The 16,678-nt window shown below is 56.3% G+C and carries 33 protein-coding genes; 13 read left to right on the forward strand and 20 right to left on the reverse strand.

All coding sequences use genetic code 11. From position 1 onward, the window contains the following. The first annotated feature begins 180 nt into the window (after positions 1-180). From D3H35_RS10680 to D3H35_RS10730, 13 genes are all read left to right on the forward strand, one after another. Positions 181-924: a hypothetical protein gene (locus D3H35_RS10680; RefSeq protein WP_119149172.1), complete on the forward strand. Its 744-nt coding sequence runs from the start codon at positions 181-183 to the stop codon at positions 922-924. A gap of 1 nt (position 925) precedes the next feature. Further along, positions 926-1,216, forward strand: a complete 291-nt coding sequence (locus tag D3H35_RS10685) for a hypothetical protein (protein ID WP_119149173.1) — start codon at positions 926-928, stop codon at positions 1,214-1,216. 17 nt (positions 1,217-1,233) lie between these two features. Then, on the forward strand, positions 1,234-1,557 hold the full coding sequence (locus D3H35_RS30315; RefSeq protein ID WP_147355813.1) for a hypothetical protein: 324 nt from the start codon (positions 1,234-1,236) through the stop codon (positions 1,555-1,557). A 155-nt stretch (positions 1,558-1,712) separates the two neighbouring features. Further along, complete coding sequence (locus tag D3H35_RS10695; protein ID WP_147355814.1) at positions 1,713-2,651, forward strand: hypothetical protein; 939 nt, start codon at positions 1,713-1,715, stop codon at positions 2,649-2,651. Positions 2,652-2,964: 313 nt separating this feature from the next. Continuing rightward, a complete protein-coding gene (locus tag D3H35_RS10700; protein WP_119149179.1) occupies positions 2,965-3,369 on the forward strand; it encodes a hypothetical protein in 405 nt (134 codons plus the stop codon). Positions 3,370-3,424: 55 nt separating this feature from the next. Further along, positions 3,425-4,600, forward strand: coding sequence for a hypothetical protein (locus tag D3H35_RS10705; protein WP_119149181.1), 1,176 nt, complete (start codon positions 3,425-3,427; stop codon positions 4,598-4,600). Continuing rightward, positions 4,530-4,787: a hypothetical protein gene (locus D3H35_RS30320; RefSeq protein WP_147355815.1), complete on the forward strand. Its 258-nt coding sequence runs from the start codon at positions 4,530-4,532 to the stop codon at positions 4,785-4,787. The genes D3H35_RS10705 and D3H35_RS30320 overlap by 71 nt, the downstream gene beginning before the upstream one ends. Beyond that, positions 4,784-5,545, forward strand: coding sequence for a hypothetical protein (locus D3H35_RS10710; RefSeq protein WP_119149183.1), 762 nt, complete (start codon positions 4,784-4,786; stop codon positions 5,543-5,545). The genes D3H35_RS30320 and D3H35_RS10710 overlap by 4 nt, the downstream gene beginning before the upstream one ends. A gap of 297 nt (positions 5,546-5,842) precedes the next feature. Continuing rightward, entirely contained in the window at positions 5,843-6,073 is a 231-nt protein-coding gene (locus D3H35_RS10715; protein WP_119149185.1) for a hypothetical protein, read from the forward strand. A 129-nt stretch (positions 6,074-6,202) separates the two neighbouring features. After that, positions 6,203-7,282, forward strand: a complete 1,080-nt coding sequence (locus tag D3H35_RS10720) for a hypothetical protein (protein WP_119149186.1) — start codon at positions 6,203-6,205, stop codon at positions 7,280-7,282. 78 nt (positions 7,283-7,360) lie between these two features. Next, on the forward strand, positions 7,361-7,570 hold the full coding sequence (locus tag D3H35_RS10725) for a hypothetical protein (protein ID WP_119149188.1): 210 nt from the start codon (positions 7,361-7,363) through the stop codon (positions 7,568-7,570). Between the two features lie 332 nt (positions 7,571-7,902). Next, positions 7,903-8,061 (forward strand): hypothetical protein, encoded by a 159-nt coding sequence (locus tag D3H35_RS30710; RefSeq protein WP_158594061.1) that lies wholly within the window; start codon positions 7,903-7,905, stop codon positions 8,059-8,061. A 29-nt stretch (positions 8,062-8,090) separates the two neighbouring features. Beyond that, entirely contained in the window at positions 8,091-8,354 is a 264-nt protein-coding gene (locus D3H35_RS10730; protein WP_119149190.1) for a hypothetical protein, read from the forward strand. Positions 8,355-8,413: 59 nt separating this feature from the next. Here the strand turns inward: D3H35_RS10730 and D3H35_RS10735 are convergent, their stop codons facing one another. The 20 genes from D3H35_RS10735 to D3H35_RS10810 all read right to left on the reverse strand — a co-directional run bounded on the left by D3H35_RS10735 (position 8,414) and on the right by D3H35_RS10810 (position 16,530). Next, positions 8,414-8,626 (reverse strand): hypothetical protein, encoded by a 213-nt coding sequence (locus D3H35_RS10735; RefSeq protein ID WP_119149192.1) that lies wholly within the window; start codon positions 8,624-8,626, stop codon positions 8,414-8,416. A 34-nt stretch (positions 8,627-8,660) separates the two neighbouring features. Further along, positions 8,661-8,861: a hypothetical protein gene (locus D3H35_RS30325; RefSeq protein ID WP_147355816.1), complete on the reverse strand. Its 201-nt coding sequence runs from the start codon at positions 8,859-8,861 to the stop codon at positions 8,661-8,663. 33 nt (positions 8,862-8,894) lie between these two features. Beyond that, positions 8,895-9,185 carry a hypothetical protein gene (locus tag D3H35_RS10740; RefSeq protein WP_119149194.1) on the reverse strand — a complete coding sequence of 97 codons (291 nt, stop codon included), beginning with the start codon at positions 9,183-9,185 and terminating at the stop codon, positions 8,895-8,897. Positions 9,186-9,192: 7 nt separating this feature from the next. Further along, positions 9,193-9,708 carry a hypothetical protein gene (locus D3H35_RS10745; protein ID WP_147355817.1) on the reverse strand — a complete coding sequence of 172 codons (516 nt, stop codon included), beginning with the start codon at positions 9,706-9,708 and terminating at the stop codon, positions 9,193-9,195. Positions 9,709-9,951: 243 nt separating this feature from the next. Further along, complete coding sequence (locus tag D3H35_RS10755) at positions 9,952-10,254, reverse strand: hypothetical protein (protein ID WP_119149200.1); 303 nt, start codon at positions 10,252-10,254, stop codon at positions 9,952-9,954. Further along, a complete protein-coding gene (locus D3H35_RS30715) occupies positions 10,241-10,381 on the reverse strand; it encodes a hypothetical protein (RefSeq protein WP_158594062.1) in 141 nt (46 codons plus the stop codon). Before D3H35_RS30715 ends, D3H35_RS10755 begins: the two co-directional genes overlap by 14 nt. 191 nt (positions 10,382-10,572) lie before the next feature. Beyond that, a complete protein-coding gene (locus D3H35_RS10760; RefSeq protein WP_119149202.1) occupies positions 10,573-10,818 on the reverse strand; it encodes a hypothetical protein in 246 nt (81 codons plus the stop codon). 395 nt (positions 10,819-11,213) lie between these two features. Beyond that, positions 11,214-11,717, reverse strand: coding sequence for a hypothetical protein (locus tag D3H35_RS10765; RefSeq protein WP_119149204.1), 504 nt, complete (start codon positions 11,715-11,717; stop codon positions 11,214-11,216). A 222-nt stretch (positions 11,718-11,939) separates the two neighbouring features. Continuing rightward, a complete protein-coding gene (locus D3H35_RS10770; RefSeq protein ID WP_119149206.1) occupies positions 11,940-12,332 on the reverse strand; it encodes a hypothetical protein in 393 nt (130 codons plus the stop codon). Further along, positions 12,272-12,481: a hypothetical protein gene (locus tag D3H35_RS30720; RefSeq protein ID WP_158594063.1), complete on the reverse strand. Its 210-nt coding sequence runs from the start codon at positions 12,479-12,481 to the stop codon at positions 12,272-12,274. The genes D3H35_RS10770 and D3H35_RS30720 overlap by 61 nt, the downstream gene beginning before the upstream one ends. Continuing rightward, positions 12,478-13,200, reverse strand: a complete 723-nt coding sequence (locus tag D3H35_RS10775; RefSeq protein WP_119149208.1) for a hypothetical protein — start codon at positions 13,198-13,200, stop codon at positions 12,478-12,480. The genes D3H35_RS30720 and D3H35_RS10775 overlap by 4 nt, the downstream gene beginning before the upstream one ends. Further along, positions 13,131-13,325, reverse strand: coding sequence for a hypothetical protein (locus tag D3H35_RS30725; protein ID WP_158594064.1), 195 nt, complete (start codon positions 13,323-13,325; stop codon positions 13,131-13,133). The genes D3H35_RS10775 and D3H35_RS30725 overlap by 70 nt, the downstream gene beginning before the upstream one ends. Positions 13,326-13,380: 55 nt before the next feature. Beyond that, positions 13,381-13,665 carry a hypothetical protein gene (locus D3H35_RS10780; RefSeq protein ID WP_119149210.1) on the reverse strand — a complete coding sequence of 95 codons (285 nt, stop codon included), beginning with the start codon at positions 13,663-13,665 and terminating at the stop codon, positions 13,381-13,383. Further along, the gene (locus D3H35_RS10785) at positions 13,662-14,000 is read right to left on the reverse strand and encodes a hypothetical protein (RefSeq protein WP_119149212.1); all 339 of its coding nucleotides are present in this window, start codon (positions 13,998-14,000) and stop codon (positions 13,662-13,664) included. The genes D3H35_RS10780 and D3H35_RS10785 overlap by 4 nt, the downstream gene beginning before the upstream one ends. Before the next feature lie 195 nt (positions 14,001-14,195). Beyond that, entirely contained in the window at positions 14,196-15,029 is an 834-nt protein-coding gene (locus D3H35_RS10790) for a hypothetical protein (RefSeq protein ID WP_119149214.1), read from the reverse strand. Between the two features lie 30 nt (positions 15,030-15,059). Then, positions 15,060-15,512: a hypothetical protein gene (locus D3H35_RS10795; RefSeq protein ID WP_119149216.1), complete on the reverse strand. Its 453-nt coding sequence runs from the start codon at positions 15,510-15,512 to the stop codon at positions 15,060-15,062. Positions 15,513-15,529: 17 nt separating this feature from the next. Next, positions 15,530-15,820, reverse strand: a complete 291-nt coding sequence (locus D3H35_RS10800; protein ID WP_119149218.1) for a hypothetical protein — start codon at positions 15,818-15,820, stop codon at positions 15,530-15,532. A 1-nt stretch (position 15,821) separates the two neighbouring features. Further along, positions 15,822-16,097, reverse strand: a complete 276-nt coding sequence (locus D3H35_RS10805) for a hypothetical protein (RefSeq protein ID WP_119149220.1) — start codon at positions 16,095-16,097, stop codon at positions 15,822-15,824. Continuing rightward, positions 16,064-16,195: a hypothetical protein gene (locus tag D3H35_RS33460; protein WP_267901375.1), complete on the reverse strand. Its 132-nt coding sequence runs from the start codon at positions 16,193-16,195 to the stop codon at positions 16,064-16,066. The genes D3H35_RS10805 and D3H35_RS33460 overlap by 34 nt, the downstream gene beginning before the upstream one ends. After that, positions 16,195-16,530, reverse strand: coding sequence for a hypothetical protein (locus D3H35_RS10810; protein ID WP_119149222.1), 336 nt, complete (start codon positions 16,528-16,530; stop codon positions 16,195-16,197). Before D3H35_RS10810 ends, D3H35_RS33460 begins: the two co-directional genes overlap by 1 nt. Between the last annotated feature and the right edge of the window lie 148 nt (positions 16,531-16,678).

Genomic DNA, 16,678 nt, shown 5'->3' on the forward strand with positions numbered 1-16,678 from the left:
GCTTCTGGCAGATTCCGCAAGACTGGCCTTCAGGCTGGCGCTTCCGGGGCGAACGGTTTGTTCACAGCACGAGAGGGGCGATGGTTAATCTCAAGCTCGGATTATCGATTCGCTCGATTTGTCGCTTCCCGAGCTTCAAGCGCTATTCGATGCGCTGATGGCGCGGGCGCGTCCGTTCTTATGACCGGCGAGGTGGAGGTTGGCCTCGATGACGAGCATAACCGATCGGCGGAGAAGGTTCCGTTCACGGCGCGAATGACAGATTTGGCAGGCGAGACGTTCGAATACCGGCATTCGTTCGATCCGGCGAAAGGGGGATACCGCGTTTCGCTGCGAAATTCGATCGAGAGCCCGCTTCGCATCGAGCGTCTCGGGATTCAACTGACCGCCGATGGAAATGAAACCGCATTCGAGCTCCGGGACGCCGTCTTCCCGGTCGAACGGCTGGCTTCCGGTGAAGAGCTGGTTTTTCACGATTGTTCCGCAGACGGCTGCGGCGGGAGCAAGCCCGGTCGACATTGCTATCGATCACGAGGAAGGCGTCACGGTAATGCCGATCGCGAAGCAATCTGGAATGCCATACAGGAATCGTATACGGCGCAGTACTTGCAAATCATCAAGGTCAAGACGCTGCCGGCTATTTTCCAGTTGCCGGAAGGGCGGCCGGAAGCGGAGCGTCTGAGCGAGATCGTCGTCGAGCTGAAGCGCGATGGCGAGAGGAGCGTCTCGGTTTCGCTGAACCCGGAGTCGCTTGAGGTTGAAGCTTCGCTGCCTTTCCCGATAGGCGACGTCATTCTTCGGCGCGAGGACAGCGGCGAATATAGCTGCAAAGTGACGGCTATCCGCCTTAGCGGAGAAACGGTCAAGGATTGGAAAAAGAAGACCGGCGACCGTCTGTTCATCCTGCAAGACGACGTGACTTGAGATGGCTGTATTGGATTTTCAACAGCCGATCAGAGGCAACGGCTATCCCATCTATTATCCGTTCGAGGGCAGAGGGGCTCACCTCTTGACGCCGGACAAGCTGAGTCCGGCCGTTCGTCCCGGCGGACTGCCGGACGTTCAGCTGCAGTTTTATCGCGGCAGCAATCCGATGCTGCCTCCGCAGCCCTACGGTTTGCTGGATATACGGCTTGAGGCGCGCTACCCGTTCGAGGAGGCGCTCGTCAAATTGCGGGAGCTGCACCCCGAGCCCGGGTTGAACCGGCTTTATTAACCGGCGGCTATCTTCGATTGCTCGCTACGCGGCGGTGGCCGGAGGAGGCGTGTCGTCCGGCAGCTTTGAACGCAAATGGCTATGCAGGCATCCGGTTTTTACTGCGCCTGTCTCTGGAAGGAGCGCAGTTCATGAAGGAGCTGCTGGTGCGGGATACGTGGCCGGTGCGTGCCCAAGCGGAGCTGGAGCTGACAGGAATCGCTCCGCGTCTGCCCGTCAAAATCGCATTCGATCCGCCGCTGCTTCATCGGCTGCTGGCGGAACTGTGCGACGAATCCGGACTCGTCTCCCGAAGCGCGCTTGTTCAATTTTTTTCCAAGGAGCCGGCGCGATCGGGCTGACTCTAGACGGCGAGCCCGGCAGCTCTGGCGAGCTTGCGGAAACGTTGGCCGACTGGGTCCGTTCGCGATACGGCTCGTTTGCGGCGGCGCCTCTCGCCGATGGCCTCGGCTATTTGGCATTGAACTTCCGAACGAAGGCTCGGGAGGGCGGGAGGGTGGAATGGGATTTATCGCAGCCGATGACGACCTGGCGGACAATCGTTGTTTCGCTCGAACCGTTCGACACGGCGCGCCAAGCTGTCTCCTCCGCGGGGCTGGAGACAATCGTACCTCCTCCGGTTATCGTTCCGCCGCTGACTACCGGGTTTCACCAAGTGGACATATCAGCGAATATTCCTGAGCCCGGGCCGGGGGTATTAGCGGTCGGCGTTACTTGCGAGCCGCCGCACCCGCCGTCCCGTCCGCAGGCCGTTACCGCTTCAACGGAGCTGTCGTCTCGCTCAGGCGCGGCTTTCGTGCGGCTCAAGCTTTCGCCGCTAGAACCGCTAGCGTACACCTGCTCCACCTTCATCGTAACGGAGGATTCGCGAGGGATTCGTCAATGGGACGGGCTGGAGCTCGCGAGGACCGAAGAGAGGCTGCGGCTCAAGCCCGACGACTTCCCGATTCGCTTCGTTCCGATTGCCGTCAGTCCTGAGCTTCTTGAGCTTGCAACGATCCGCGGCCGATGCGAGTGGCTTGAAGCAAATCATAGTTCCGCTTCATCGGCATTCGTCCTTGACCGCGATCGGCCGGAGCTCGCTATTGCGATCCCTGCGGCAGCAAGCAACGCGTCGTTCGACTTTGATGTTCTCTCCGTAGAAGGAGATCGTTCCTTCATCTGGGACCGTTTTTCGCGGAGCCGTTGCTTCTTGGGCTGCATCTTTTTCCCGAATACGGACCGCAGCAGATATCTATCGAGCTTGCCGAAGCGGCTTCGCCATCTCTGGTCGCGATCGACCTTCTCCGGAAAACCGGGAAGAGATGGCCGAAGCCGTTACCGTACTGGCTCTGACGCGAAATCAGTCGAAGAAGAGCTGGAGTTATCTGGCTTCGTCGCCGTTTTATCCCGGCTTCCGGTATCGGAAGCACGCCGGAGCGGACGGAAGTCCTGAGCCATGGTCGGAAATCCAATCGCCGTTCGAACGGCTTGTTCTCGATGCCTAGCGCGCGAGCAAGCCGTTAAAATAAACGAATCGGAGCCGCTAGTTGGTGAAAGATGCGGTTAAGGGGAGTGAAGAGCAATTTTCGAATCGACGGAATCGTATTTATTCGAAGACGTCACCTGGTATCCGGACCCGAAGGAGCCGTACGATTTTTACTACGTACCGGGCGTGCCTGTTCCGGAGAGGGATCCGTCCGGTCAAGCCGTGCTGACACTGTGGCTGTTCGGGCAAAACAAAGCTCGCGGCTGCAATTCGGCGTCCAATGGACAGCCGAGCAATCGACGCTTCAGGCGTTGGCCGCCGAAATCGTCCGGCGTTACCGGAGCGGAAGCTCACGGCGGCTTCGATCCGCCTCATGCCGGCTCAAGTCGATATCGACAGCGTGACGCTTGCGATCGGCGACGGGTCGGGAACGTTCGCAGATTTGCAAAGCGTGCGCTCGTCCGGTTATCCGCCGTTCAGCGCCTTGTTCAATACAGCGCTTACTTCGGAGCAAAGCGGCCAAGCAACCGCCGCGCTCAACGGCAGTCCGGATCGTCTTACGGTGACGTATCGCGGACAAGTCCAGCGGAGCGGACAGGGAGCGGCGCAGCTCGCGGCCACGGCCGACTTGAGCAGGTGGCTTCCCGCAGGCACTTCCGCGAATTACATTCGCAGCATCTCTTGATAGCGCTCCCAGAACTTATTTTCGATCATAGCCAATATAAGAGGAGGAATTTTTCATGCTGATGTGGGATAAACCGGAAGTCGTCGAAGGACTGACCGTCTACCGCGATCACGAGGATCGGACTTTGTACTACGTCTTGCCAAGCGTTCCGGGGTTTCGAATCGACGATAACGGATTGCCGGTGTTCAAATTTATCAAATACCGGTTTCCGATCGATCGGCCGGACGGCAAGAAGGGCGGCGGCTTCCTGATCGCCGATGTGGAGTTCTCCGTACCCGAGGACAAGCTGGCCAAGGTCAAAGAAGCTCTTCAAGAGCGGTTGGACGAACAAGCGCGCAATCTCGGACAGCAAACTCCGGCTTCGCCGGTCAAATTCGGCCAATTGAGCTTCCTTCGCGGCACTGCAAGCATAACCGTTCTTGATGACGGAGGCAGTCTCGTGGAGAAGGTAATCAACCCGGCCGCGCCTTCGCTTTATGGCAAGATGATCACGCCTTTCACCGCCGAATTGTCCGCAGAAGGCGCAACGCTGCTGGAGCAGGCTCTCCAGGGAAAAGGCGCCATCGTTCAGGTCGCTTACGACCTGTGGATGCCGGTTCGGCTTCCACCCGTGAAGGCGAGAATCTGGTTCAAAGCCGAGAAGTTCATGGAGTTTCATCAGGAAATCGACGTCGAGGAAAATTTCTGGAGCGAGGACGACTACCGCGAGAAAATCAGCGAGAAGTTCTCGCAAAGAGAAGCCGGCGGCGTTCAGATCGACCCGGGCGGAGTGGTCGATCAGAAGGTCATCGGCGCCGTCCGGGATTGGGCCTTGCGGAATTGGGAGGACAGGCTCGCCAAAATGGTTCTCGGAGACATTCCGCCGGTCGATCGGGACGCGAGCAAATGGTACACGGAGCACGATTTTGAGAACATTAGCCGCGACGTTATATCCAGCAGAGTATCCAGCTTCGACATTAAATACGAAGAAGGATCGATCATGGAATGGAATCCGTCGCCGCGCGGATCGCTTCCTAATATTACGACGTTGACGGGCCGCGACGGACAGCCGTTCAAATGGGAAGATTTCTCCTTGACCGTCGATCTGGACGATCCGTTCTTCAGGCAGCTCCGGGTAACGACGAGAGCGAACGCAGATTTCGACAAGCTTCCCTTAAACAGTGTCGAGGTTAAGATCGAATATAAGCAGGGGCGAGCACAGCATCAAGGAATTCGATCTTCGCAGCCCTGACGATCTCGGCAAATTCGCCAGCTTCATCGCCAACGACAGCTATAAATACAAATATTCGTACCAAGTGAACTACAAGGGCGAAGCCCAGGCTTATCAATCGCCCGAAATCGAAAGCGACGAAGAAAATTTGACGATCAACGTCGGCGACATCGGCATTCTGCTCGTGGATGTAGCCCTGGCGACTTGAATTTCAACCAAGTATCCGAAGCTCAGGTAACTCTCCAGTACGAGGACAGAGATAACGGTGTCGATTTAATCGAAGATGTATTCAAGCTGGACAAAGATCACAGCGAGCACCGTTTTTCCCGTGTAATTTTTAAGCCTCGCAAAAATCCGTATCGTTATCGAGTCAACTATTTCATGAAGGAAAACGGAAAAGAGTTCAAAAGCGATTGGCAAAGCGGCGTGGCGGACAAGCTGTTCATCAACGATCCGTTCAGTGCTAGCCGGACGGTCAGCGTTCGGGGCTTCGGCGACTTCGCAGCCCGAATCGATTCGATCTTCGTCGATCTGGTGTACCGGGACGAAGAGAACAACTACGGCAGTCTCAGTCCGTGGCGCTCAGTCAAGCGGTCAACTTCTTCGACTGGACGTTCCGGTCATTACCGAGACGGGAGGACAGGTGACGTACTCCGCGAACATCCGCTTCAAGGACGGCACGTTCGAGGAAGTTCCACGACCGTCAGCGACCGGAATACGATCATGCTCGGAGACGTCGCTCTCACCCAGAGTATCCAGCTCGTGCCCGATTTGATCAACTTCGATCTGGTGAAGCTCGTTAAGGTGACGCTCCATTATGCGGACGAAGCGAACGGCATCGACGAGACCAAAGACTTCTTGTTCAAGAAGGGCGCCAGGAAGCGAAGTGGGAGTTTACCTACAAAGACAAATCCAAGCAAGTTTACGAATGGAGAGCGTCTTACTTCATGGTCGACGGATCGGTGAAAAATATCGAGCCTGGCAACACGTCGGAAAAAACGATCGTATTGCCGGAAACGCCGGCCTAGGAGGCGATAAAATGCTGTACCTGGCTCCGCTTATTATATGATCAACCGGGTGTCGGTCTTTCGCGATCACGAGGATCCCTTGCAATGGTACTACCTGCCAGCACCGCTAGACTGACCGAGGTTACGGACGAACAAACGGGCGTTTCCGTTCCCAGCTTCAGGTCATCCAATTTCGGAGCGGGCCAGACAGCGGCGGCTTCCTCAATTTCGATGTCAACCTGGGAGTCGATCCGACGTGCTGGAGGAGATCCGGGATGAGATCAAGCGCTCGGAGCATCTGCGCGAGTCGCCGCGGCTTGCTCCGGTTCCGTTAATCGACGGAACGGTAAAGCTAATGCTGTTCGACAAGCAAACCGGCGATGCGCCATCGCCTGCAGGACCGAAGATATCTTTCGCTCTTAGCTTCAGCCATAACGCGAAGCCTGCCTGTATGGAGACAATCAGTCGGCATTCTCGGTGCAGTTGACCAAAGAAGGCGTCATTGCTCTGAGAGAGGCGCTGCAAGGGGAGATGTCGCGATCGGAATTATTTATTCGCTTGATTATTTGGCGCTTCGCCGGCTTATTCCGTTCGGCTGAGCATCGACTGGGAACGAGTGCAGAACCATCTTGACGAGACTTTCGGCTCCGATTCCATTTTTTATCAATCCCAAATTACGGAAGCCGTCGATAAATTGATAGACAACCGGGTCATCGTTATCGAAGACGATTTGTTCGTCGTCGAAGGCGAGGACGAAGGGCTGACGGCCCGGCATGAGCAAGCGGTTGACGAAGTGCGGAGCATGATTACCGACGCTTTCTTCACGCCGAGCTTAAATCCGATCGAGCCGGAAAAAGAGGATACCTGGGACAAGATCGAACATCTCGCCAAAACCTCTTCCGCGCTTGCCGTAACGGGCGGATGGGGCTCGTTAGTCAGCTTTTCTTATCGTCAAATCGATTACACGCGTATCGATCGCAAAAGACTGAACGTCAACTTCAGCGAACGGACCGCGGTCAAGAAATCCATCTATCCGCAAGGCCACTTGAGCGGCCTGTTCAAATCGCTGCGGGAGCCGGGCATCGATCTGAGCCGCTTCGTCCTGTCGGTCGATCTGATCGATCCTTGGTTCGAGCTCCGGAAAATCCAGGTCATTTCCCGAGCCGATTACCAGGAGGATGACATCGCTTCGATCCACGTTACGTTGGAATACGGGAATCAGGTGAAATCCGTCTTACTGGATTCGTCGGCTTCCACCTTTAACCTTGAGTGGAACAGCATTCTTGACAACGGTGAGGTGCGGCGTCAAGCGGTGTATCGCTACAAGGTTCTTTCGCCATGTCGACGGGACCGAGCGCCCGCTTTCGCTGCAATCTCCCGACATTATCGAACGAGGCGACGTTGTGGAAATCCTTCCAAGAGAGCTGTATTCCATCGTCCCGGTCCCGATTCAGGCGTTGAATTTTCCATGGGAGCGTTATTCGCATGTCGAGGTTCGGACGCAATACGAGGATCCCGAGCATCGGATCAGCCAAGCGGACAGCTTTGTGCTGAGCAAGGAAACGTCACCGAAGCGAGCTGGAAAATGTTCGTCATGGACTCCGGTAAAACCGTTTCCGCTACAAAATCATTTATCGCGCGGTTGATTTTCGGGACGTTGAGCTGCCCTGGATGGAGACGGATGAGGAACGGCTGACGATCCGCGATCCTTTTCCGACGAAGCGCACGCTGGAAATCGTTCGCTGTTCGACTGGACGAAGGTGGACGGGCTTTCGTGGACGTCTCGTACGAGGACCCGAATAATGGCGTGCTCGAAGAGCAGTCTTTCGAATTCAACGATAAGTCTGTCGCGACCGGGCGCTTTGTCGTTGCACTCCAGGACGCAAACCGGAGGCAGGTCGGATTCAAAGCGACGATTATTCGCAAAGACGGAACGCTGTCCGAGGTTCCGCAGTCGTATACCTCGAGAGACGTCTTACCGTAAGGGAGGATATGAACGGGCATAAAGTCGTCGCTATCCGGCCGGGGACGGCGATTTCGCGGAGCTCAAACTTCGCGAGATTATCGTAAAACTCCGATACGATGACCCGGAACGCGGCTTGAGCTTCGCCGACGAGTTCGCATTCAAATCCGCCGCCGACCGCGCGAGCTTCGAGTACGACTATACCGCGAAGGTCTGCCGGTTACCAAATCCAGATCGTTCGCCGCTTTACGAACGGCTTGAGCAATATGATCGACTGGAAAACGAGCGATGAGCCGGATGTCGTCGTTCCGTTGAACTAGCGAAACCTAAGATAGGGAAGGAGGAACGGCAGCATGCTCCTATTAGGCAGCCGAACGATTACGATTGAGGGAATAACGATTTTCCCATCACGCCGACCCCGACAGTTCTGGTACTTGCCCGGACCGGTTCAGCTTGCCCGCCGCGACGGTCGGGCCGCATTCACTTTCATTAAGTACAAACCGCAGCCGTAACCGGCGGGGCGAAGGGCGGCGGGTTCCTCATGTTTGAAGTGAACCTGCGGCTCGATCGGCGCTGGAGCGTCGAATATTGTCCAAGCTGCGTTCGATCGCGAAGGATAAGCCATCTAGCCGTCGTTCCTTTCGACGAAGGTACCGTCCTGCACCAGCTTTTCGAACGCGGCGTCGATGCCGGCGCGGACGAAATAGACTTGCGCCTCGACGGCCCGCTATCTGCGTGTATACGCGCTCCAAATCGCGTAATCTCGACGTTCAGAGCCGACCATCCGGTGAACTTAAGATCGTAAATGACGCCTACCGGTTCGGTCCCTTGCTCGAGTTTTTCCAGCAAAGTGGCCCTTCCTGGCTAAGGGTGAGGCTGAATCCGCGGTGTTGTCTCCTTGCGCGATGGGATGGACGAGCCGAGAATTTTTCGACCGCGTTGAACGACCCGACCGGCCGGCTGCGCCAATGCTCCCCGCCCTTGCAAATTAAGAGCGATGCATTGGACGGTACCTTCGTCGAAAGGAACGACGGCTAGATTGGGCTTATCCTTCGCGATCGAACGCAGCTTGGACAATATTCGACGCTCCAGCGCCGGATCGAGCCGCAGGTTACTTCAAACATGAGGAACCCGCCGCCTTCGCCCGCCGGTTACGGCTGCGGTTTGTACTTAATGAAAGTGAATGCGGCCGACCGTCGCGGCGGGCAAGCTGAACCGGTCCGGGCAAGTACCAGAACTGGTCGGGGTCGGCGTGATCGGGGAAAATCGTTATTCCCTCAATCGTAATCGTTCGGCTGCCTAATAGGAGCATGCTGCCGTTCCTCCTTCCCTATCTTAGGTTTCGCTAGTTCAACGGAACGACGACATCCGGCTCATCGCTCGTTTTCCAGTCGATCATATTGCTCAAGCCGTTCGTAAAGCGGCGAACGATCTGGATTTGGTAACCGGCAGGACCTTCGGCGGTATAGTCGTACTCGAAGCTCGCGCGGTCGGCGGCGGATTTGAATGCGAACTCGTCGGCGAAGCTCAAGCCGCGTTCCGGGTCATCGTATCGGAGTTTTACGATAATCTCGCGAAGTTTGAGCTCCGCGAAATCGCCGTCCCGGGCGGATAGCGACGACTTTATGCCGTTCATATCTCCCTTACGGTAAGACGTCTCTCGAGGGTATACGACTGCGGAACCTCGGACAGCGTTCCGTCTTTGCGAATAATCGTCGCTTTGAATCCGACTGCCTCCGGTTTGCGTCCTGGAGTGCAACGACAAAGCGCCCGGTCGCGACAGACTTATCGTTGAATTCGAAAGACTGCTCTTCGAGCACGCCATTATTCGGGTCCTCGTACGAGACGTCCACGAAAGCCGGTCCCCTTCGTCCAGTCGAACAGCGGAACGATTTCCAGCGTGCGCTTCGTCGGAAAAGGATCGGGATCGTCAGCCGTTCCTCATCCGTCTCCATCCAGGGCAGCTCAACGTCCCGAAAATCAACCGCGCGATAAATGATTTTGTAGCGGAAACGGGTTTTACCGGAGTCCATGACGAACATTTTCCAGCTCGCTTCGGTGACGGTTTCCTTGCTCAGCACAAAGCTGTCCGCTTGGCTGATCCGATGCTCGGGATCCTCGTATTGCGTCCGAACTCGACATGCGAATAACGCTCCCATGGAAAATTCAACGCCTGAATCGGGACCGGGACGATGGAATACAGCTCTCTTGGAAGGATTTCCACAACGTCGCCTCGTTCGATAATGTCGGGAGATTGCAGCGAAAGCGGGCGCTCGGTCCCGTCGACATGGCGAAAGAGAACCTTGTAGCGATACACGCTTGACGCCGCACCTCACCGTTGTCAAGAATGCTGTTCCACTCAAGGTTAAAGGTGGAAGCCGACGAATCCAGTAAGACGGATTTCACCTGATTCCGTATTCCAACGTAACGTGGATCGAAGCGATGTCATCCTCCTGGTAATCGGCTCGGGAAATGACCTGGATTTTCCGGAGCTCGAACCAAGGATCGATCAGATCGACCGACAGGACGAAGCGGCTCAGATCGATGCCCGGCTCCGCAGCGATTTGAACAGGCCGCTCAAGTGGCCTTGCGGATAGATGGATTTCTTGACCGCGGTCCGTTCGCTGAAGTTGACGTTCAGTCTTTTGCGATCGATACGCGTGTAATCGATTTGACGATAAGAAAAGCTGACTAACGAGCCCCATCCGCCGTTACGGCAAGCGCGGAAGAGGTTTTGGCGAGATGTTCGATCTTGTCCCAGGTATCCTCTTTTTCCGGCTCGATCGGATTTAAGCTCGGCGTGAAGAAAGCGTCGGTAATCATGCTCCGCACTTCGTCAACCGCTTGCTCATGCGGGCCGTCAGCCCTTCGTCCTCGCCTTCGACGACGAACAAATCGTCTTCGATAACGATGACCGGTTGTCTATCAATTTATCGACGGCTTCCGTAATTTGGGATTGATAAAAAATGGAATCGGAGCCGAAAGTCTCGTCAAGATGGTTCTGCACTCGTTCCAGTCGATGCTCAGCCGAACGGAATAAGCCGGGCGAAGCGCCAAATAATCAAGCGAATAAATAATTCCGATCGGCGACATCTCCCTTGCAGCGCCTCTCTCAGAGCAATGACGCCTTCTTTGGTCAACTGCACCGAGAATGCCGACTGATTGTCTCCATACAAGGCAGGCTTCGCGTTATGGCTGAAGCTAAGAGCGAAAGATATCTTCGGTCCTGCAGGCGATGGCGCATCGCCGGTTTGCTTGTCGAACAGCATTAGCTTTACCGTTCCGTCGATTAACGGAACCGGAGCAAGCCGGGCGACTCGCGCAGATGCTCCGAGCGCTTGATCTCATCCGGATCTCCTCCAGCACGTCGGGATCGACTCCCAGGTTGACATCGAAATTGAGGAAGCCGCCGCTGTCTGGCCGCTCCGAAATTGGATGACCTGAAGCTGGGGAACGGAAACGCCCGTTTGTTCGTCCGTAACCTCGGTCAGTCTAGGCGGTGCTGGCAGGTAGTACCATTGCAAGGGATCCTCGTGATCGCGAAGACCGACACCCGGTTGATCATATAATAAGGCGGAGCCAGGTACAGCATTTTATCGCCTCCTAGGCGGCGTTTCCGGCAATACGATCGTTTTTTCCGACGTGTTGCCAGGCTCGATATTTTTCACCGATCCGTCGACCATGAAGTAAGACGCTCTCCATTCGTAAACTTGCTTGGATTTGTCTTTGTAGGTAACTCCCACTTCGCTTCCTGGGCGCCCTTCTTGAACAAGAAGTCTTTGGTCTCGTCGATGCCGTTCGCTTCGTCCGCATAATGGAGCGTCACCTTAACGAGCTTCACCAGATCGAAGTTGATCAAATCGGGCACGAGCTGGATACTCTGGGTGAGAGCGACGTCTCCGAGCATGATCGTATTCCGGTCGCTGACGGTCGTGGGAACTTCCTCGAACGTGCCGTCTTGAAGCGGATGTTCGCGGAGTACGTCACCTGTCCTCCGTCTCGGTAATGACGGGAACGTCCAGTCGAAGAAGTTGACCGCTTGACTGAGCGCCACGGACTGAGACTGGCCGTAGTTGTTCTCTTCGTCCGGTACACCAGATCGACGAAGATCGAATCGATTCGGGCTGCGAAGTCGCCGAAGCCCGAACGCTGACCGTCCGGCTAGCACTGAACGGATCGTTGATGAACAGCTTGTCCGCCACGCCGCTTTGCCAATCGCTTTTGAACTCTTTTCCGTTTTCCTTCATGAAATAGTTGACTCGATAACGATACGGATTTTTGCGAGGCTTAAAAATTACACGGGAAAAACGGTGCTCGCTGTGATCTTTGTCCAGCTTGAATACATCTTCGATTAAATCGACACCGTTATCTCTGTCCTCGTACTGGAGAGTTACTGAGCTTCGGATACTTGGTTGAAATTCAAGTCGCCAGGGGCTACATCCACGAGCAGAATGCCGATGTCGCCGACGTTGATCGTCAAATTTTCTTCGTCGCTTTCGATTTCGGGCGATTGATAAGCCTGGGCTTCGCCCTTGTAGTTCACTTGGTACGAATATTTGTATTTATAGCTGTCGTTGGCGATGAAGCTGGCGAATTTGCCGAGATCGTCAGGGCTGCGAAGATCGAATTCCTTGATGCTGTGCTCGGCGCCCTGCTTATATTCGATCTTAACCTCGACACTGTTTAAGGGAAGCTTGTCGAAATCTGCGTTCGCTCTCGTCGTTACCGGAGCTGCCTGAAGAACGGATCGTCCAGATCGACGGTCAAGGAGAAATCTTCCCATTTGAACGGCTGTCCGTCGCGGCCCGTCAACGTCGTAATATTAGGAAGCGATCCGCGGCGACGGATTCCATTCCATGATCGATCCTTCTTCGTATTTAATGTCGAAGCTGGATACTCTGCTGGATATAACGTCGCGGCTAATGTTCTCAAAATCGTGCTCCGTGTACCATTTGCTCGCGTCCCGATCGACCGGCGGAATGTCTCCGAGAACCATTTTGGCGAGCCTGTCCTCCAATTCCGCAAGGCCCAATCCGGACGGCGCCGATGACCTTCTGATCGACCACTCCGCCCGGGTCGATCTGAACGCCGCCGGCTTCTCTTTGCGAGAACTTCTCGCTGATTTTCTCGCGGTAGTCGTCCTCGCTCCAGAAATTTTCCTCGACGTCGATTTCCTGATGAAACTCCATGAACTTCTCGGCTTTGAACCAGATTCTCGCCTTCACGGGTGGAAGCCGAACCGGCATCCACAGTCGTAAGCGACCTGAACGATGGCGCCTTTTCCCTGGAGAGCCTGCTCCAGCAGCGTTGCGCCTTCTGCGGACAATTCGGGTGAAAGGCGTGATCATCTTGCCATAAAGCGAAGGCGCGGCCGGGTTGATTACCTTCTCCACGAGACTGCCTCCGTCATCAAGAACGGTTATGCTTGCAGTGCCGCGAAGGAAGCTCAATTGGCCGAATTTGACCGGCGAAGCCGGAGTTTGCTGTCCGAGATTGCGCGCTTGTTCGTCCAACCGCTCTTGAAGAGCTTCTTTGACCTTGGCCAGCTTGTCCTCGGGTACGGAGAACTCCACATCGGCGATCAGGAAGCCGCCGCCCTTCTTGCCGTCCGGCCGATCGATCGGAAACCGGTATTTGATAAATTTGAACACCGGCAATCCGTTATCGTCGATTCGAAACCCGGAACGCTTGGCAAGACGTAGTACAAAGTCCGATCCTCGTGATCGCGGTAGACGGTCAGTCCTTCGACGACTTCCGGTTTATCCCACATCAGCATGAAAAATTCCTCCTCTTATATTGGCTATGATCGAAAATAAGTTCTGGGAGCGCTATCAAGAGATGCTGCGAATGTAATTCGCGGAAGTGCCTGCGGGAAGCCACCTGCTCAAGTCGGCCGTGGCCGCGAGCTGCGCCGCTCCCTGTCCGCTCCGCTGGACTTGTCCGCGATACGTCACCGTAAGACGATCCGGACTGCCGTTGAGCGCGGCGGTTGCTTGGCCGCTTTGCTCCGAAGTAAGCGCTGTATTGAACAAGGCGCTGAACGGCGGATAACCGGACGAGCGCACGCTTTGCAAATCTGCGAACGTTCCCGACCCGTCGCCGATCGCAAGCGTCACGCTGTCGATATCGACTTGAGCGGCATGAGGCGGATCGAAGCCGCCGTGAGCTTCCGCTCCGGGTAACGCCGGACGATTTCGGCGGCCAACGCCTGAAGCGTCGATTGCTCGGCTGTCCATTGGACGCCGAATTGCAGCCGCGAGCTTTGGTTTTGCCCGAACAGCCACAGTGTCAGCACGGCTTGACCGGACGGATCCCTCTCCGGAACAGGCACGCCGGTACGTAGTAAAAATCGTACGGCTCCTTCGGGTCCGGATACCAGGTGACGTCTTCGAATAAATACGATTCCGTCGATTCGAAAATTGCTCTTCACTCCCTTAACCGCATCTTTCACCAACTAGCGGCTCCGATTCGTTTATTTTAAGGCTTGCTCGCGCGCTAGGCATCGAGAACAAGCCGTTCGAACGGCGATTGGATTTCCGACCATGGCTCAGGACTTCCGTCCGCTCCGGCGTGCTTCCGATACCGGAAGCCGGGATAAAACGGCGACGAAGCCAATAACTCCAGCTCTTCTTCGACTGATTTCGCGTCAGAGCCAGTACGGTAACGGCTTCGGCCATCTCTTCCGGTTTTCCGGGAGAAGGTCGATCGCGACCAGAGATGGCGAAGCCGCTTCGGCAAGCTCGATAGATATCTGCTGCGGTCCGTATTCGGGAAAAAGATGCAGCCCAAGAAGCAACGGCTCCGCGGAAAACGGTCCCAGATGAAGGGAACGATCTCCTTCTACGGAGAGAACATCAAAGTCGAACGACGCGTTGCTTGCTGCCGCAGGGATCGCAATAGCGAGCTCCGGCCGATCGCGGTCAAGGACGAATGCCGATGAAGCGGAACTATGATTTGCTTCAAGCCACTCGCATCGGCCGCGGATCGTTGCAAGCTCAAGAAGCTCAGGACTGACGGCAATCGGAACGAAGCGAATCGGGAAGTCGTCGGGCTTGAGCCGCAGCCTCTCTTCGGTCCTCGCGAGCTCCAGCCCGTCCCATTGACGAATCCCTCGCGAATCCTCCGTTACGATGAAGGTGGAGCAGGTGTACGCTAGCGGTTCTAGCGGCGAAAGCTTGAGCCGCACGAAAGCCGCGCCTGAGCGAGACGACAGCTCCGTTGAAGCGGTAACGGCCTGCGGACGGGACGGCGGGTGCGGGGCGGCTCGCAAGGTAAGCCGACCGCTAATACCCCGGCCCGGGCTCAGGAATATTCGCTGATATGTCCACTTGGTGAAACCGGTAGTCAGCGGCGGAACGATAACCGGAGGAGGTACGATTGTCTCCAGCCCCGCGGAGGAGACAGCTTGGCGCGCCGTGTCGAACGGTTCGAGCGAAACAACGATTGTCCGCCAGGTCGTCATCGGCTGCGATAAATCCATTCCACCCTCCCGAGCCTTCGTTCGGAAGGTTCAATGCCAAATAGCCGAGGCCATCGGCGAGAGGCGCGCCGCAAACGAGCCGTATCGCGAACGGACCCAGTCGGCCAACGTTTCCGCAAGCTCGCCAGAGCTGCCGGGCTCGCCGTCTAGAGTCAGCCCGATCGCGGCCGGCTCCTTGGAAAAAAATTGAACAAGCGCGCTTCGGGAGACGAGTCCGGATTCGTCGCACAGTTCCGCCAGCAGCCGATGAAGCAGCGGCGGATCGAATGCGATTTTGACGGGCAGACGCGGAGCGATTCCTGTCAGCTCCAGCTCCGCTTGGGCACGCACCGGCCACGTATCCCGCACCAGCAGCTCCTTCATGAACTGCGCTCCTTCCAGAGACAGGCGCAGTAAAAACCGGATGCCTGCATAGCCATTTGCGTTCAAAGCTGCCGGACGACACGCCTCCTCCGGCCATTCCACGCCGCCCGTAGCGAGCAATCGAAGATAGCCGCCGGTTAATAAAGCCGGTTCAACCGGGCTCGGGGGTGCAGCTCCCGCAATTTGACGAGCGCCTCCTCGAACGGGTAGCGCGCCTCAAGCCGTATATCCAGCAAACCGTAGGGCTGCGGAGGCAGCATCGGATTGCTGCCGCGATAAAACTGCAGCTGAACGTCCGGCAGTCCGCCGGGACGAACGGCCGGACTCAGCTTGTCCGGCGTCAAGAGGTGAGCCCCTCTGCCCTCGAACGGATAATAGATGGGATAGCCGTTGCCTCTGATCGGCTGTTGAAAATCCAATACAGCCATCTCAAGTCACGTCGTCTTGCAGGATGAACAGACGGTCGCCGGTCTTCTTTTTCCAATCCTTGACCGTTTCTCCGCTAAGGCGGATAGCCGTCACTTTGCAGCTATATTCGCCGCTGTCCTCGCGCCGAAGAATGACGTCGCCTATCGGGAAAGGCAGCGAAGCTTCAACCTCAAGCGACTCCGGGTTCAGCGAAACCGAGACGCTCCTCTCGCCATCGCGCTTCAGCTCGACGACGATCTCGCTCAGACGCTCCGCTTCCGGCCCGCTTTCCGGCAACTGGAAAATAGCCGCAGCGTCTTGACCTTGATGATTTGCAAGTACTGCGCCGTATACGATTCCTGTATGGCATTCCAGATTGCTTCGCGATCGGGCATTACGTGACGCCTTCTCGTGATCGATAGCATGTCGACCGGGCTTGCTCCGCCGCAGCCGTCTGCGGAACAATCGTGAAAACCAGCTCTTCACCGGAAGCCAGCCGTTCGACCGGGAAGACGGCGTCCCGGAGCTCGAATGCGGTTTCATTTCCATCGGCGGTCAGTTGAATCCGAGACGCTCGATGCGAAGCGGGCTTCGATCGAATTTCGCAGCGAAACGCGGTATCCCCTTTCGCCGGATCGAACGAATGCCGGTATTCGAACGTCTCGCCTGCCAAATCTGTCATTCGCGCCGTGAACGGAACCTTCTCCGCCGATCGGTTTATGCTCGTCATCGAGGCCAACCTCCACCTCGCGGTCATAAGAACGGACGCGCCGCGCCCATCAGCGCATCGAATAGCGCTTGAAGCTCGGGAAGCGAACAATCGAGCGAATCGATAATTCCGAGCTTGAGATTAACCATCGCCCCTTCTCGTGCTTGGA

The organism is Cohnella faecalis (assembly GCF_003570905.1).
GTDB lineage: Bacteria > Bacillota > Bacilli > Paenibacillales > Paenibacillaceae > Cohnella > Cohnella faecalis.